A 17,372-nucleotide genomic window follows, 5' to 3' on the forward strand; every position below is an offset into this window, starting at 1 on the left:
CAGGCCAGAGGGGGTATATGCCCCGCTTCCCTGATCCTGCGCGAAGCGATCAGGTAATCACGCTCGGCTTGTCGCGGCCGGTGCGTTTTTTCAGCTCCGAAATCTCGTCTGCGATGGCGATGAGGTTGGCCAAGGCTTCCTGCGTGTCAATGCCGTGCTCTGCCGGATCAGGCTCGTAGCGCTCCACATAGACGCGGATCGTCGCGCCGGACGTGCCGGTGCCGGAGAGGCGGAGGACAATGCGGGAGCCGCCCTCGAAGAGAATGCGAATGCCCTGGTTCTTCGAGACCGAGCCGTCGATCGGATCGTGATAGGCAAAGTCGTCGGCGGCGGCGACCTTGAGCGAACTAAAGGTCTTGCCGGGAAGCGTTGCGAGCTTGTCCCGCAGCGCGGTCATCAGGTTATTGGCGGCTTCGGTATTCACTTCCTCATAATCGTGGCGGGAATAGTAGTTGCGGCCGTATTCGACCCAATGCTTCCTGACGATTTCGGCGACGCTTTCGTTGCGCGCGGCCATGATGTTCAGCCAGAAGAGAATTGCCCAGAGCCCGTCCTTCTCGCGCACGTGGTCGGAGCCGGTGCCGAAGCTTTCCTCGCCGCAAACCGTCACCTTGCCGGCATCCATGAGGTTGCCGAAGAACTTCCAGCCGGTCGGAGTCTCGTACATGCCGATACCGAGCTTTTCCGCCACCCGGTCGGCGGCGGCGCTGGTCGGCATGGAGCGGGCGATGCCGGCGATGCCTTTGGCATAACCCGGCGCGACCGTGGCGTTGGCGGCGATGATGGCGAGGCTGTCGGAAGGGGTCACGAACATGCCCTTGCCGACGATCATGTTGCGGTCGCCGTCGCCGTCGGAAGCAGCGCCGAAATGCGGGCCGTCCTTGCTCATCACGTCGTCATAGAGGTCCTTGGCATGGACGAGGTTCGGGTCCGGATGATGGCCGCCGAAATCCGGCAGCGGCGTGAAGTTGCGCACCGAGCCTTCCGGCGCGCCGAGACGTTCTTCGAAAATCTCCTTGGCATAGGGACCGGTGACGGCGCCCATGGAATCCATGGCGACATTGACGCCGCTCGCGATCAATGCGCGGATCGCCGGGAAATCGAAGAGCTGCTCCATCAGGTCGGCATAATCGGCGACCGGGTCGATCACCTCCACCTGCATGCCGGCGACCTTGAAGGAGCCGAGCGCATCGAGGTCCACGTCGGCCACGTCGGCGATCTTATAGGTATCGATCACCTTGGAGCGCGTGAAGATGGCGTCGGTGATCTTCTCCGGCGCCGGGCCGCCATTGCCGATATTGTACTTGATGCCGAAATCCTCCGTCGGGCCACCGGGATTGTGGCTGGCCGAGAGGATGATGCCGCCGAAGGCATGGTACTTGCGGATGATGTTGGATGCAGCAGGCGTGGAGAGAATGCCGCCCTGGCCGACCATGACCTTGCCGAAGCCTGCGGCCGCGGCCATCTTGATCGCCTTCTGGATGACCTCGCGGTTGTAATAGCGGCCGTCGCCGCCGATCACCAGCGTCTTGCCTTCAAAGCCTTCGAGCGAATCGAAGATCGACTGGATGAAATTCTCCGCGTAATTCTCCTGAGCGAAGACCGGGACCTTCTTGCGCAGGCCGGATGTGCCCGGTTTCTGATCCTGATAGGGGGCGGTGTGAACGGTCTTGATCATGATCATGATCCTTTTCTTGCAAGGAGATTTTTATAAAGCTCTGCATAAAGACCGGCGCTCTTTTCCCAGGAGACGTCGGATTTCATGCCCTGCTTCTGCATGGCGGTCCAGACCTTCGGGTCGCGGTAGAGCCGGACGGCGCGGCGGAGCGCCCGGCGCAGGTTGCCGGCGGTGACGGGGCCGAATGAGATGCCGGTCGCGGTTTTGGCGGCGAGTGCCGCATGGCTTGCGTCGATGACAGTATCGTTCAGGCCACCCGTTCGGGCAACGACGGGAATGCAGCCGTAGCGAAGGCCATAGAGTTGGGTGAGCCCGCAAGGCTCGAAGCGCGAGGGGATGATGATGGCATCCGAACCCGCCTGCATGAGATGCGATAGCGGCTCGTCATAAGTGGGGAGGACGGCGATGCGGCCGGGATGATGAGCCGCGGCAGCATGGAAGGCATTTTCCAGCGCCCGGTCGCCCGAGCCGAGCACGGCAAGCCGTGCGCCCAGTTCGACGAGATCGCCGACCGCTTCCGCCAAAAGGTCCATGCCCTTCTGCCAGGTGAGCCGCGAGATGACGCAAAAGAGCGGGCCATCGTCTTCGATCAGGCCGAAACGCTCGGCGACGGCCCGTTTGTTCTCGGCGCGAGTCTTGAGTGATGCGGCGGTGTAGTTCGCCTTGACGGCGGTGTCCGTGGCGGGGTTCCAGATGCCGGTGTCGATGCCGTTGACGATGCCGTGCAGATCGGCGGCGCGATAGGCGAGCAGGCCTTCGAGCCCCATGCCGAATTCGGGGGTCAGGATTTCCTCGGCATAGGACGGGCTGACTGTGCTGATCGCCCAGCCGGTCTGCAGCCCGGCCTTCAGATAACCGACGCCGCCGAAATATTCGACGCCGCCGATACCGAAGGCATGCGGCGGCAGTTCGAGATAGGGGAAGATGTCGGCGCCGAACTGGCCCTGGAAGGCGATGTTGTGGATGGTGACGAGCGTCGGGATTTCGGGTTCTGCGGCGTAACGCATGTAGGCCGGCACCATGGCCGCCTGCCAGTCATGCACGTGCACGATATCCGGCTGCCAGCCGGCCTCCCCATCGGCCATGCCGCCCTGGGCGATGACGGCGCCAGCCTTGGAAAGTGCCGCAAAACGACGCCAGTTGTCAAAATGGTCCCTGCCGGTGGCATCGGCATAAGGCCCGCCGGGGCGATCGAAAAAGGTCGGTGAATCGAGGATCAGCAGGTCGAGCCCCTGATGTTCGACTTCGAGCACGTCGGCCTTGGCGCCCAGCAGGCTCTCGAAACTCATCCGGACCGTTGCGTTCTCCACCATCCGCATCACGGCCGGATAACCCGGCATCAGCGTCTTCACCGATACGCCGTAGCCTTTCAGGGCAAGCGGTAGTGCGCCGGCGACATCGGCGAGCCCTCCTGTCTTGATGAGCGGATAGACCTCCGACGCTACCGAAAGAACCTGCATTAAACCCCTGAACTCCGTCTCATAAATCCAGTTTGTCGATCATCGCCTGAGTGATCAGGCAGATGCCGTTCTCGGTGCGGCGGAAGCGCTTCCCATCGAGTTCCGGGTCCTCTCCGACGACCAGTCCTTCGGGAATGGTTACACCGTGATCGATGACGACATTGCGAAGCTGCGCACGCCGGCCGATGCGGACATTCGGGAGAATGACGGCGCCTTCAAGGCGGGAATAGGAATTGGCGCGCACGCCGGTGAAGAGAAGGCTGTTGTAAAGCGTCGAGCCGGAGATGATGCAATCGCCGGAAACGACGGAGGAGATGGCCGAACCGCGGCGATCCTCGTCGTCATGCACGAACTTGGCCGGCGGGGTGATTTCCGCATAAGTCCAGATCGGCCAGGATTTGTCGTAGATGTCGAGTTCGGGCGTGACGGCGGTCAAGTCGATATTGGCCTGCCAATAGGCATCGACCGTGCCGACGTCGCGCCAGTAGGGCTCACGTTCGAAATCGGAGCGGACGCAGGAATTGGCGAAGCGGTGGGCGACCGCCTTACCGTTGCTGACGATATAGGGAATGATGTCCTTGCCGAAATCTCGGTTGGAGCCGGGCGTTTCGGCATCGCGCTTCAGGGCTTCCATGAGGAGCCGGGTATGGAAGACATAGATGCCCATCGACGCAAGCGCGAATTCCGGATTGCCCGGAATGCCCGGCGGATCGGCGGGCTTTTCCACGAAAGCGATGATCTCGTCCTTTTCGTTGACATGCATGACGCCGAACCCGGTCGCTTCCATGCGCGGCACTTCCAGGCAGCCGACGGTGACGTCCGCTCCGGAATCGACATGCTGCTGGAGCATGTATTCGTAGTCCATCTTGTAGACGTGGTCGCCGGCGAGGATGACCATGTATTCGGGCGCGTAGGCCTCGATGATGTCCATGTTCTGGTAGACCGCGTCGGCGGTGCCTTCGTACCATTGCGTTTCCGAAACGCGCTGCGAGGCGGGCAGGATGTCGAAGCTTTCGTTGCGCTCGGGGCGGAAGAAGTTCCAGCCGCGCTGCATGTGGCGGATCAGCGAATGGGCCTTGTATTGCGTCGCGACGCCGATGCGGCGGATGCCGGAATTCAGGGCATTGGAGAGCGCGAAATCGATGATGCGTGCCTTGCCGCCGAAATAGACGGCCGGCTTGGCGCGGCGGTCGGTCAGTTCCTTGAGGCGGCTCCCTCGGCCGCCCGCCAGCACATAGGCCATCGCGTCGCGCGACAGGGGCTGAATTCGCTTCTCGTTCATATTCTCCTCCCTATTCCACTAGGCCTGTTGTTCCAGTTCCAGCATCAGCGTTGCCAGCGGCGGCAGCGTGACTTCGGCATGGACGGCTCCTCCCGCGTTTACCGCCTGAACGCGGCCGCCATTGCCCTTGCCGCTGCCGCCGTAGATTTCGGCATCGGTATTGAGAATTTCCCGCCATCTTCCCTCGTTTGGCAAGGGGATGCGGAAGTTTTCCCGATAGACGGGGGTGAAGTTGCTGATCACCGCCACCGGCTTTTCTCCCGGCGCCATCCGCAGCCAGGCGAAGACGGAATTTTCCGCATCGTCGACGATCAGCCAGCGGAAGCCGTCGCCTTCGCAGTCGCGGGCATGCAGCGCGGGCTTGGAGCGGTAACAGAAGTTGAGATCCCGGATCAGGCGGCGCATGCCTTCATGCGGATGGTAAGCCAAAAGGTTCCAGTCGAGTTCGCGGGCCTCGCTCCATTCCGACCATTGGGCAAATTCCTGGCCCATGAAGAGCAGCTTCTTGCCCGGATAACCCCACATGAAGGCGTAATAGGCGCGCAGGTTGGCGAATTTCTGCCAGTCGTCGCCGGCCATCTTGGCGATCAGCGAGCCCTTTCCATGCACCACCTCGTCATGGGAGAGCGGCAGCACGAAATTTTCCGAGAAGGCGTAGATGAGGCCGAAGGTGATCTCGCTGTGGTGGTGTTTGCGGTAGACGGGTTCGCGCGCCAGATAGCTCAGCGTGTCGTGCATGAAGCCCATGTTCCACTTGAAGCCGAAGCCGAGGCCGCCTTCGTGGACGGGCTGGGAAACCTTCGGCCAGGAGGTGCTCTCCTCGGCGATCGTCATCATGCCGGGATGGGCGCCATAGGAGAGCGTGTTCATCTTCTGCAGGAAGCGGACGGCTTCCAGGTTCTCCCGCCCGCCATATTCGTTCGGCACCCATTCGCCTTCCTTTCGCGAATAGTCGAGGTAGAGCATGGAGGCGACAGCATCGACACGCAGGCCGTCGAGATGGAACTTCTCCGCCCAGTAGAGCGCGTTGTTGATCAGGTAGGAGAGGACCTCGATGCGGCCGAAATTGTAGATCGCGGTGTTCCAGTCCGGGTGGAATCCCTGACGCGGATCGGCATGTTCGTAAAGAGCGGTGCCATCGAAGAAGCGCAGACCGTGCTCATCCGTCGGGAAATGCGCGGGCACCCAGTCGAGGATGACGCCGATGCCGACCTTGTGGCAGCCGTTGACAAAGCGGGCGAAACCTTCCGGCTCGCCGAAACGGGCGGTCGGCGCGAAGAGCCCGGTCGTCTGGTAGCCCCAGGAGGGATCATAGGGATGTTCGGTAATGGGCAGGAATTCGATATGGGTGAAGCCCATGTCGACACAATAGGGGATGAGTTCGGCGCCGAGCTCGTCCCAGGTGAGGAAGGAGCCGTCCGGCTTGCGGCGCCATGAGCCCGCATGCACCTCGTAGATGGTGATCGGCTGGCGGCGATGGTCGGCCTTTTCCCAGAATTCGCGGTGGGCCGCATCCTCCCATTTCTGCAGGAGTTCCGGTGCGGTGACCGAGGCGGTGTCCGGTCTCATCTCGGCGCGGCGTGCATAGGGATCCGCCTTCAGCGGCAGGAGCTTGCCGTTCTTGCCGACGATCTCGAACTTGTAGGCCGAGCCGGCGGAGACGTCCGGCGCGAAGATTTCCCATATGCCGGTATCGACCCTCAGCCGCATCACGTGGCGACGGCCGTCCCAGTTGTTGAAATCGCCGACGACGGAGACCCGTTTGGCGTTCGGCGCCCAAACGGCGAAATGGAAGCCCTCTACGCCCTCGTGCTTCATCGGATGGGCGCCCATCTTGTCGAAGAGGCGCAGGTGCGAGCCCTCGCGGACGAAATAGTCGTCCATCGGACCGAGCACCGGACCGAAACTGTAGGGGTCGGTGACGGCCCATTCGTTGTCGCCGCGGCGGGCGCGGTAACGGACCGGCTGGAGGTGGGAGGCGTTGACGGGGCCTTCGAAATATCCGGCCTCGTGGCGGCAGGTGAGTTCGCCGAGCTCCGTTCCGTTGAGGGAGAGCGCGGTGACGGCTTCGGCGCCTGGAATGAAGCAGCGGACCCTGAAGCCGTCCTTCAGCTTGTGAAGCCCGAGAACGGCGAAGGGATTGGCGTGCCTGCCTTCCAAAATCGCCTCGATCTCGGATGATGGAATTTCGCCTGGGGCTCTTCCGTCATCGAGGACGCGCGGCGATTTCGTCATCAGGCTCTCCAGATCTCCGACGCGTATTGGCGAATAGTTCTGTCAGAGGAGAACCATCCCATCCGGGCGGTATTTCGAATCGTCTTCGAATACCAGGATTTAGGGTCGAGCCAGAGCTGGTCAACACTGCGCTGGGCCGCCGCATAGGCGTCGAAATCGGCGGCGACCATGAACCAGTCGTGATTGTAGATGCCATCGATCAGATCGGAGAAGCGTGAGCGGTCGTCCGGCGAGAAAACACCGGATGCGATGGCGTTCAGCGCCTGGGCGAGTTCGGGGGACCTGTCGATGATGGCGCGCGGGTTGTGGCCGTCGGCGCGGACCTTGGCGACTTCGTCGGCCTTGAGGCCGAAGATGACGATATTGTCCTCGCCGACGTAATCGCGCATCTCGACATTCGCGCCGTCGAGCGTACCGATTGTCAGCGCGCCGTTCAGAGCGAACTTCATGTTGCCGGTGCCGGAGGCTTCCATGCCGGCCGTGGAGATCTGCTCGGAAAGGTCGGCGGCCGGAACCATGATCTCGGCGAGCGAGACATTGTAGTTCGGCACGAAGACGACCTTCAGGAGGCCACGCACCGCCGGGTCGTTGTTGATGGTGCGTGCAACGTCGTTGGCAAGCTTGATGATCAGCTTGGCGTTGTGATAGCTCGGCGCCGCCTTGCCGGCGAAAAGTTTCACACGCGGCACCCAGTCGAGTTCCGGATGCGAGCGGATCTGGTCGTAGAGCGCGACGGCCTCGACGATATTCAGAAGCTGGCGCTTGTATTCGTGGATACGCTTGATCTGAATGTCGAACATGGCGGAGGGATCGAGCCTTATCCCCATGCGGCTGCCGACGAGATTGGCGAGCTGCACCTTGTTCGCTCGTTTGACGGCGGCGAATTTCTCCTGGAAGGCAGGGTCATCGGCGTGAGCATCGAGCGCCTTGAGCGCCTCCGTATCATCGAGGAACTTGTCGCCGATCGCTTCCTCGATCAGCGAGGTCAGACCGGCATTGCACTGCATCAGCCAGCGGCGCGGCGTAATCCCGTTGGTCTTGTTGTTGATGCGGGCCGGATAGAGTGTGTGCAGGTCGGCGAAAACGGTTTCCTTCATGAGGTCGGTATGCAGCGCCGAGACGCCATTTACCGAATGCGAGCCGACGAAGGCGAGATTGCCCATGCGCACACGCCGCTCGGCGTTCTCGTCGATCAGCGAGATCGAGCGGATCTGGGTGTCGGAGAAGCTTTTCTGCTTGCGGGCTTCCAGCAGGATCTGTGCGTTGATCGCGTAGACGATCTGCATATGGCGCGGCAAAAGCCGTTCGAAGAGCGGCACCGGCCAGCTTTCCAGCGCTTCCGGCAGGAGCGTGTGGTTGGTGTAAGAGAAGGTCTGACGGGTGATTTCCCAAGCCTGCTCGAAATCCATGCCGTGGATGTCGGTCAAAAGGCGCATCATCTCGGTGATCGACACGGCTGGGTGGGTGTCGTTGAGCTGGATCGCCACCTTTTCATGCAGGTTGGTGAAATCCGGATATTGCTGCAGGTGGCGGCGCAAGATGTCCTGAAGCGAGGCGGAGGAGAAGAAGAACTCCTGGCGCAGGCGCAGTTCCTGGCCAGCCGGATTGGCGTCCGCCGGATAGAGGACCCGGGTCAGGCTTTCCGCCTTGTTGCTCTCGCGCAGCGCGCCGATATGGTCGCCCGCGTTGAAGGCGTCGAGCAGGATCGGATCGATCGGCTGGGCCGACCAGAGGCGCAGCGTGTTGACGCGCTTTCCGCGCCAGCCGACGATCGGCGTGTCATAGGCCGTGGCGATGACGCGTTCGGCCGGCTTCCAGACATAACGGGACGGGTCGTCATAACCGCCGACCGTCTCGACCGTGCCGCCGTAGCCGATCTCGTAGGAGCTTTCCCGGCGCTCGAATTCCCAGGGGTTGCCGTGGGCAAGCCAGGTTTCCGGCAGTTCCACCTGCCAGCCGTCTGCCATCTGCTGGCGGAAGAGGCCGTGGACGTAACGGATGCCGTAGCCGTAAGCCGGGATGTCGACCGTCGCCATGCTCTCCATGAAACAGGCGGCAAGACGGCCGAGGCCGCCATTGCCGAGCGCCGCATCCGGTTCGAGGCCGGCGATCACGTCGATATCGACGCCGAGCGAGGCAAGCGCGTCGCGGATTTCCGTCATCAGGCCCATATTGGTGACGGCATCGCGCATCAGCCGGCCGATCAGGAATTCGAGCGAGAGGTAATAGACGCGCTTGTCGCCGGTGCGGTAGACCTTGCGGGTACTTTCCATCCACTTGTCGATGATGCGGTCGCGCACCACCAGGATCGTCGCCGTCAGCCAGTCGTGGGGCTTCGCCACCTTGGCGTCCTTGCCGATGCGGTAGGTCAGGCGCTCGATGATCTCTTCCGCCATGATTTCGGGGCGGGAACTGCGGGGAGCCGGCTGGGGGATTTCAACGGTGGGAGACGTTCTGTTCATATATCGCCAACTTTCTGGTGGAGCGGGAGGATAGCGTCCGATTCAGTCCATCCGGCACGGTGTATGGCTACAGTTTATGCACCGTTATGACGCGCTTGCAATGCTCGTTTTATTTTTGCTCGGCCCCGTTATTCTGCCCGCGCAAAGCAAAACGCCCCGCCGGCAAGGGCAGGGCGTTTTTGCAGTGCGTTCGTGTCGAAACTTAGTTCGTCAGGCGGGTAGCCGTCTTGGCTGCCTTGCGGGCGATCTCGCCGAAACTCTGCACGAGCTGCGTCATGTCGTCCGGCTCGTAGTAATAGTCGGGACCAGTGGCGCAGTAGTTCAGCAGAGACTTGCCCTTGTCGGGAGCCATGAAGGCGATCGTGTAGATCTTGATGCCGTTGCCGGCCGTGTCCTTGTCCGCCTTGGCCTGGTCGCAGATGCCGCGCACCTTGGCGTCGATCGTGGAGTTCCACGAGCTGCTGTTGCCGGTCATCTCGCCGTCGGTCATGAAAACGATGAAGCGCTCGAAGCTGGTATTGCCCTTCCCGTCATGGGCGTTCTTTTCGGTGCTGTTTGCCTTTTTCAATGCGTTCAAGGCATAGGTCAGCGCGCCGCTGGCGTCGGTGCCGCCGTCGGGAACTGCCGGAAGGTTCTCCACATAAGTGGCAACCTTGGTGGTTCCCCAGTTGATCTTCTGCTCGGCCTTGCTCTTGTCGTCATAGGAATCTGCGCCGACGCGGACCAGTTCCCCATCAGGATCGGCCTTGTCCAGTTCATCGAACATGACGCCAGCCGCGGTCTTGAGGGATTGCATCTTGGTCAGGTAGTTGTCGATGGTTCTGTAGCAGGTCTTGGTTTGCCAGTAGTAACCATTCCAGGTGGAGCCGCAGTTATAGGCTTCCTGTTTCGTCGGCTGGGCGGGATTGATCGTCGTCGTATTCCAGGCCATGGAGCCGGATTCGTCAAGCGCCAGATACATGGACAGGGCGTTGCCTTCGCGGGCGCTCGCAGACTGACTTTCGATGCTGATGGTCATTTTCTTGAACCCGAGAACCGCGCTCAAGCCGCTGAGCGGCACGTCATAGCTCGTCTTGAGACGAACGTCATAGCTGGTCGTGGTGTTCGAGGCGACCGTCATCATTGCCGTGGCCTCGGTGTTCCGCCTAAGCTCCTCCAAGGCTGCCGCCCTTTGAGCATCGGTCATGTCGGAACTGTTGATCTCCTGTGCAGCCTGCTCGACGTAGAAGTCCGTCATCAACGTCTCTGCTTCCGACTGACTCATGTCGCCCTCATCGGACATGGCGGATGCGGCGGCAAGAGTGGCCGCGTCCGCGGCCGCCTGCAGGCGTGTCTTCTCGTCCATGACGTGCGTGAGATCGATCGCAAAACCCGCAACGCCCAGAAGGACCGGGAGCATGGCGGCCGTCATGATACCGAAATTGCCGGCGCGGTCCTTCATCAGCCGCGAAAAGAGAGTGTGCTTCATCGTCGCCCTTCAGCCCCGTTCAATTCATTTGAACACCCATGGGACCCGTTTTACCGGATGCGGGTATAGGAAGGGCTAAGCGGATCGCTACAATTTTAGCGATTTCAATGAATTAGCATCAAAACGGGGCGGAAGGTCAGGATTTCAGCGGGACGACGTCGACCGCCTGGACGGCCTTCTGACTTCCGTAACCCTTCAGAACCCCGATGACCGGGGCGATGTCGGCATAGTCGCGGCCGTAGGCCACGACGATATGGTCGCTGCCGGCCGGAATGTTGTTGGTGGGGTCGAGTTCGACATAGCCCATGGTCTCGCCGCACCACACCCTCACCCAGGCATGCATGGCATCCGCCCCTTCGAGCCGTTCCTTGCCGGGCGGCGGAATGGTGCGCAGGAAGCCGGAGACATAGCCGGCCGGGATGCCGAGGCTTCGAAGCGCCACGATCATGACATGCGCGAAATCCTGGCAGACCCCGCGCTTGAGGCGGAAGGCCTCCTTCGGCGTGGTGTCGACCGTGGTCGCCTTCGTATCGTAGGTGAAGTCCTTGTGGATGCGGGCGCAGATCGCAGCGGCAATCTCGCGCACCGTCTGGCCGGGCCTGGCGATCTCGCGGGCATAGGCGGCGATCTGCGGCTCTTCGGGTAGACGCGGGCTCGGAGCGGCAAAGTGATGCGGCGAAGAGGCATCGACCGACCAGAGGCGCGTCAGTTCCTCCCTGAGCGCGTCGAGTTCCGGCGAGAGATCGGCCGTCAAAGGCTGAGGTTCCACCATGACACGGGCCTGCATGCGGATGTCGAGACGCTCGTGCGGCGCGCGCAGTAGAACCGAAGTCGCCTGCTGGCCGAAGAAATCGATGAAGGTCGCCTTCTCCTCGGCGTTCGGCATCACGGTCAGCGAGCCGGCCACCAGCCGCTGCCGGTCGGGCAGCGAAAGCGGCAGGACACGGATCAGGTGGCGGGCGCCGGTGGCCGGCACGTCATAGACATAACCCATGTGGAGGGAGAGGTCGTAAAGCATCAGCTGAAATAGGTCCGTCCGAGGATATCGGACAGCCTCTCCATCTCCTGTTCGAGCTTCAGGTAGACCTCCTGGTTCATCGCCTCCGGGGTCATGACGGCAAGCCCGGAATGCAGCCGCATCGCCTCGCGGTAGAAGGGCGACATCTGGCCGTTGACGAAGGCGTTCGGCAACTGCTCCACCTCGGTGCGGATCTCGTTCAACTGGAAGAGGATCGAGCGCGGGTTGAGCGGATCGAGCGCGAGCAGGTCGGCGACCGTCAGCCGCGCCGTGTTGACGTTGTAGCGGCGGCGATGGGTCATGACGCTGTCGCCGATTTCGAGCAGCATGTCGAGCGAACCGTCGGGCGCATCCGGTCCGGACATATGGCCGAGCAGGCGGGTCATGTGCAGACCGCGTTCGAGATGCCGGCCGATCGACAGAAAACGCCAGCCGGTGAAGCGGTACATGTTCTCGTGCACGAGGCCGGCAAAGCCCGCAAGCTTGCGGAGCAGGATGGTCATCGCGTGGCTGGCATCGTCGCCCGGCTGAACGGCATCGTGGAAACGGCGGGCGGTCTTGGCGAGATCGGTCAGCGCCAGCCAGCCGTCGGGCGAGAAACGGTCGCGGATGTTGCTCGCCGAATAGATGGCGCTGTCGATGTTGCGCAGGAGCGAAACCGGCACGGCCTTCGACATGTCGATGTCGATGCCCTTGAGGTAATGCGTCACGTCGGCGAGCAGCGGCTGTTCGGGATCGGCCGATTCCGCATAGCGCAGGTGCCAGGCGCGCAGGATGCGCAGCGCCCCTTCGGCCCGCTCGATATAGCGGCCGAGCCAGTAGAGATTGTCGGCGGCGCGGCTCGGCAGGCTGCCCGGCATGTTGCGGGTGAAGCTTTCCTCCGGCGGAAGCAGCGTGGGGCGTGCGACCGGCTTGTCCGAGACGATCCAGACATCGGCCGCCGCTCCGCCGGCCTGCATGGCGATCGCAGCGACATCGTCGCCCGAGCCGATGCGGGCAAAGCCGCCCGGCATGATCTGCCAGCCGGTTTCGGTGCGGGCGGCGAAGACGCGCAGCGACATCGGTCGCGGGGTGAGCTTGCCGTTGACGTAAGCCGGGGTGGTGGAGAGCGTCACGACCTCCTGACCGACCAGTTTGGCGCCCTCGGTCGCAAGCCAGTCGCCGACCGCGTCCTTCGCCGTCATGCGCAGCGAGGAGCCCAGCACCGACTGGCCGTTGTCGTCGAAGAAGGGAAGCCTGGAATAGGCCGGGCCGATGACCATACGCTCGATATTGCCGGCGACGTGGTCGCGCTCGTTCTTCTGGCCGCACCACCATGTGGCGATCGAGGGCATGAGAAGGTCCTCGCCGGTGAGCCGGCGACAGACAGTCGGCATGAAGGCGAGCAGCGCGCGGGTTTCCAGGATGCCGGAGCCCAGCGCATTGACGAAGGCGAGCGCGCCGGCCCGCAGCGCCTGCACCATGCCGGGCGTGCCGATATGGGAGTTCTGATTGAGCTCCAGCGGGTCGGCATATGAAGCGTCAAGGCGGCGCCAGAGCACGCCGATTGGCTTCAGGCCGGCGACCGTGCGGACCATGACGCGATTGTTGACGACGGTCAGATCCTCGCCTTCCAGAAGCATGAAGCCGAGATAGCGGGCGATATAGGCGTGCTCGAAATAGGTCTCGTTGGCCGGTCCCGGCGTCAGCACCGCGATCCGGTCCTCCGGATACTGCTTGTGGGCCTGGAGCGCATCGCGGAAGGCACCGAAGAAGGAGGCGAGCCGGTGGACATGGCTTTCGGCATAGATGTCGGAAAAGGCGCGGGTGGTGGCGACACGGTTTTCCAGCGCGAAGCCGGCGCCCGAGGGCGCCTGGGTGCGGTCGGCGAGCACCCACCAGTTGCCGTCCGGGCCGCGGCCGATCTCGAAGGAGCAGAAATGCAGGTAATGGCCGCCAACCGGTTTGACGCCGACCAGCGGCCGCAGAAACTCGGAATTTCCGGCGATCAGCGCCGGCGGCAGGATGCCTTCCTGCACCAGCCTGTTGTCGCCGTAGATATCCGCCATGATGGCTTCGAGAAGATCGGCGCGCTGGACGAGCCCCTTCGAGACCGCTTCCCATTCCTTGCCGTCGATCAGTACCGGGACATGGGAGATTGGCCAGTTGCGCTCGCCGCTGCCCTGTGCGCCATAGGTGCGGTAGAAGACGCCGGCATCGCGCAGGTAGCGGTCGGCGCGGGCGAAGCGCTCGTGGAGCTCCGCCTCCGGCATGCGGCTCAGGTGCGAGATCAGGTTGCGCCAGACCGGCTTGATCTGGCCACCGGCATCCAGCATCTCGTCGGCGATGCCCGGCAGCGCGGCATAACCGAGGATCGGATCGGTGGCGACCCTCTCTTCATTTGCCAGTCCGGTTGCCGGTGCCTTGGACATCGACTTCTCTTACACTCCTTGCGGCCGGCGCAGGTCGAGCGTCAGCGGGAATTCGGGCGAGGGCGCTTCCGGCATCAGCGCGTAGCGCCCCGCCGTATGCCCCCATGGTTCGAACCGGGCAAGCCGGCGTGCTTCCGCCTCGTTGCCGTTGACCGGGAAGGTCTCATAGTTGCGACCACCCGGATGGGCAACATGGTAGATGCAGCCGCCGATCGAACGGCCGGACCATGTATCATAAATGTCGAAGGTGAGTGGCGTATTAACCGGCAGGACCGGATGCAGGCCGGACGCCGGCTGCCAGGCCTTGAAACGCACGCCCGCCACCGAGACGCCGGATGCGCCGGTTTCCTTCAGCGGCACGGCGCGGCCGTTGCAGGCGACCGTGTAGCGCGACGGGTTGGAGGTCTCCAGCCGGACCTGCAGGCGTTCGACCGACGAATCGACGTAACGCACCGTGCCGCCGATCGCCCCCTGCTCGCCCATCACGTGCCAGGGTTCGAGCGCCTGGCGGAGTTCCAGCTTCGAGCCCTCGTATTCCACCTCGCCGAAGAAGGGGAAGCGGAATTCGAGCTGTGCCTTGAACCATTCGGGGCGGAAATCGAAACCGTTTTCGCGCAGGTCGGCCAGTACATCAAGAAAATCGGCCCAGATGTAGTGCGGCAGCATGAAACGGTCGGCAAGCGCCGTGCCCCAGCGGACGAACCTGCCATCGATCGGGTTCTTCCAGAAGCGGGCGATGAGCGCCCGCACGAGAAGCTGCTGGGCAAGCGACATGCGGGCGTTCGGCGGCATTTCGAAGCCGCGGAATTCGATCAGGCCGAGTCGCCCGGTCGGGCCGTCCGGGGAGAAGAGCTTGTCGATGCAGATTTCCGAACGGTGGGTATTGCCGGTGACGTCGACCAGCAGGTTTCGGAACAGGCGGTCCACCAGCCATGGTAGCGGCGGCATGCCCCGTCCGGGCGGCGGCACCTGGGCAAGCGCGATCTCCAGCTCGTAGAGCGAATCGTGGCGGGCCTCGTCGATGCGCGGCGCCTGGGAGGTCGGGCCGATGAAGAGGCCGGAGAAGAGATAGGAAAGCGAGGGATGGCGCTGCCAGTGCAGCACGATGCTCTTCAGAAGGTCCGGCCGGCGCAGGAACGGGCTGTCGTTCGGGTTCGCTCCGCCGACCACGACATGGTTGCCGCCGCCGGTGCCGGTGTGGCGTCCGTCAATCATGAACTTGTCGGCACCGAGCCGGCTCTGGCGGGCCTCCTCGTAGATCGCGGTGGTGATGCCGACCGTCTCGCTCCAGCTCGCGGCGGGGTGGATATTCACCTCGATGACGCCGGGATCGGGGGCGACGCGGATGACGTTGATGCGCTCGTCGTGCGGCGGCGCATAGCCCTCGATATGGACAGCGAGGCCGAGCGCGGCCGCCGCGTTTTCCGCCGCCGCGATCAATTCGAGATAATCCTCGATCCGCTCGGTTGGCGGCATGAAGACGCAGAGGCGACCGTCGCGCGGCTCGACCGAAATGGCGGTGCGGACGGCGCCGCCGATGTCGCCGAGGGTCTGTTCGACACGGTCCTGAATTGCAGTTTCGTCCGCCTGGAACGAGGCCTCCGGCATGGCACGGCCGCTCGGGACGAAGACATCCGGCAAGGGGCCGCGGGGGATGAAGGGATCGGCCTCGTGGATATAGGGAAACTGCGACGGCGGCACGTAAGGGAGCGTGCCGAGCGGCAGGCGGTAACCGACCGGGCTGTCACCGGGAACGAGGAAGATCCTGCCGCGGCGGGTACGCCATTTCTCGCTCACCCAGCGGCGGCCGCTTGCCGTTCCCCTGGCTTGGGCGTTCCAGACCTGGACGGGGAGCACGTGGCCGGTCGGCCGCGTCAGGCCCCGCTCGAAGACGCGGGCGATGCGGCTTCTCTCCTCCGGGTCTTTCAGCTTGGAATTGGACGGATCGACATTCTCCGGCAGGCTGCCTTCCTTGATGATCCATTCGGCCGGGTCCTCGAAGGCCGGCGCGACGTAATCGGGATCAATGCCGAGCTCGCCGGCAATCGCCGTCAGGAGCCTTGCGGAATCGTCCTCGATAACGTCGCGATCGCTTCCTTCCTCGGCAATCAGGTCCGGATTGCGCCAGATCGGCTGGCCGTCCTTGCGCCAGTAGAGCGAGAAGGTCCAGCGCGGCAGGCTTTCGCCCGGATACCACTTGCCCTGGCCGTAATGCAGGAAGCCGCCCGGCGCGAAACGCTCCCGCAGCCGGCGGATCAGGGCATCGGCCTTCTCCCGCTTGGTCGGGCCGACGGCGGCTGTGTTCCACTCGTCGGATTCGAAATCGTCGATCGACACGAAGGTCGGCTCGCCGCCCATAGTCAGCCGCACGTCCTGCGCCTGGAGGACGCGGTCGACCTGCTCACCGAGATCGTTCAGCGCTTCCCAGGATTCGTCGGAAAAGGGCTTGGTGATGCGCGGATGCTCGGCGACGCGGGCGACCCGCATGTCGAAGGCGAAATCCGTCTCGGCCTCGCCGTAATAGCCACCCGAAATCGGTGCGGCATTGCGGTAATGCGGGGTCGCGGCAAGCGGGATATGGCTTTCGCCGGTCAGGAGGCCCGAGGTGGGGTCGAGGCCGACCCAGCCGGCGCCGGGAAGATAGGCCTCCGCCCAGGCGTGCAGGTCGGTGAAATCGACCTCGGTGCCGGACGGACCGTCGAGGGCCTTGAGATCCGGCGTCAGCTGGATCAGGTAGCCCGAGACGAAGCGGGCGGCAAAACCGAGATGGCGCAGCAACTGCACGAGCAGCCAGCTCGTGTCACGGCAGGAGCCCCTCGCGGTCGCAAGCGTCTCCTCCGGCGCCTGGACGCCGGGCTCCATGCGGATCACATAGCCGATCTCCTTCTGAAGGCGGGCGTTCAGGCCGACGATCATGTCGACCGTCGGCTGGTCGGGAGACTGGTCGATCGAATTGACGAAGGCTTGCAGGAGGGGCGTTGCCGGCTCCGGCTTGCGGTAGATCGAAAGGTCCTCGACCAGCGTTTCGGGATAGTCGAACGGCCATCTGGTCGCCTCCTCCTCGACGAAGAAGTCGAAGGGATTGTAGACCGTCATGTCGGCGACGAGATCGACCTCGATCTTCAGTTCGGTGACCGGATCGGGAAAGACGTAGCGGGCGAGATAGTTGCCGTAGGGGTCCTGCTGCAGGTTCACGAAATGGTTGGAAGGGGTCACCTTCAGCGAATGGCTGAGCACCTTGGTGCGGGAATGGGCGGCGGGCTTCAGCCTGATGATCTGCGGTCCTAGACGGACGGGTCGGTCGTATTTGTAATGGGTGAGGTGATAGATGCTCGCCTTGATCGCCATTGTGCCCCTT

At 63.1% G+C, this 17,372-nt stretch carries 9 protein-coding genes; all 9 read right to left on the reverse strand.

Features of this window, described 5'->3' with window-relative positions:
- Positions 1 to 49: 49 nt before the first annotated feature.
- The 9 genes from J2046_RS25790 to J2046_RS25830 all read right to left on the reverse strand — a co-directional run bounded on the left by J2046_RS25790 (position 50) and on the right by J2046_RS25830 (position 17,362).
- Complete coding sequence (locus J2046_RS25790) at positions 50 to 1,678, reverse strand: alpha-D-glucose phosphate-specific phosphoglucomutase (RefSeq protein ID WP_210056712.1); 1,629 nt, start codon at positions 1,676 to 1,678, stop codon at positions 50 to 52.
- 2 nt (positions 1,679 to 1,680) lie between these two features.
- The gene (gene glgA, locus J2046_RS25795) at positions 1,681 to 3,138 is read right to left on the reverse strand and encodes a glycogen synthase GlgA (RefSeq protein ID WP_210056713.1); all 1,458 of its coding nucleotides are present in this window, start codon (positions 3,136 to 3,138) and stop codon (positions 1,681 to 1,683) included.
- Between the two features lie 19 nt (positions 3,139 to 3,157).
- Entirely contained in the window at positions 3,158 to 4,420 is a 1,263-nt protein-coding gene (glgC, locus tag J2046_RS25800) for a glucose-1-phosphate adenylyltransferase (RefSeq protein ID WP_210056714.1), read from the reverse strand.
- Between the two features lie 18 nt (positions 4,421 to 4,438).
- The gene (gene glgB / locus J2046_RS25805; protein WP_210056715.1) at positions 4,439 to 6,655 is read right to left on the reverse strand and encodes a 1,4-alpha-glucan branching protein GlgB; all 2,217 of its coding nucleotides are present in this window, start codon (positions 6,653 to 6,655) and stop codon (positions 4,439 to 4,441) included.
- The gene (locus J2046_RS25810) at positions 6,655 to 9,117 is read right to left on the reverse strand and encodes a glycogen/starch/alpha-glucan phosphorylase (protein ID WP_210056716.1); all 2,463 of its coding nucleotides are present in this window, start codon (positions 9,115 to 9,117) and stop codon (positions 6,655 to 6,657) included. The genes glgB and J2046_RS25810 overlap by 1 nt, the downstream gene beginning before the upstream one ends.
- 202 nt (positions 9,118 to 9,319) lie before the next feature.
- The gene (locus tag J2046_RS25815) at positions 9,320 to 10,585 is read right to left on the reverse strand and encodes a TadE/TadG family type IV pilus assembly protein (RefSeq protein WP_210056718.1); all 1,266 of its coding nucleotides are present in this window, start codon (positions 10,583 to 10,585) and stop codon (positions 9,320 to 9,322) included.
- Between the two features lie 136 nt (positions 10,586 to 10,721).
- Positions 10,722 to 11,603: a transglutaminase family protein gene (locus J2046_RS25820; protein ID WP_210056721.1), complete on the reverse strand. Its 882-nt coding sequence runs from the start codon at positions 11,601 to 11,603 to the stop codon at positions 10,722 to 10,724.
- Entirely contained in the window at positions 11,603 to 14,014 is a 2,412-nt protein-coding gene (locus tag J2046_RS25825) for a circularly permuted type 2 ATP-grasp protein (RefSeq protein ID WP_210056723.1), read from the reverse strand. The genes J2046_RS25820 and J2046_RS25825 overlap by 1 nt, the downstream gene beginning before the upstream one ends.
- Before the next feature lie 9 nt (positions 14,015 to 14,023).
- Positions 14,024 to 17,362 carry a transglutaminase family protein gene (locus J2046_RS25830; RefSeq protein ID WP_210056725.1) on the reverse strand — a complete coding sequence of 1,113 codons (3,339 nt, stop codon included), beginning with the start codon at positions 17,360 to 17,362 and terminating at the stop codon, positions 14,024 to 14,026.
- Positions 17,363 to 17,372 lie beyond the last annotated feature (10 nt).

The organism is Neorhizobium petrolearium, from assembly GCF_017873175.1.
GTDB classification, from domain to species: Bacteria; Pseudomonadota; Alphaproteobacteria; order Rhizobiales; family Rhizobiaceae; genus Neorhizobium; species Neorhizobium petrolearium.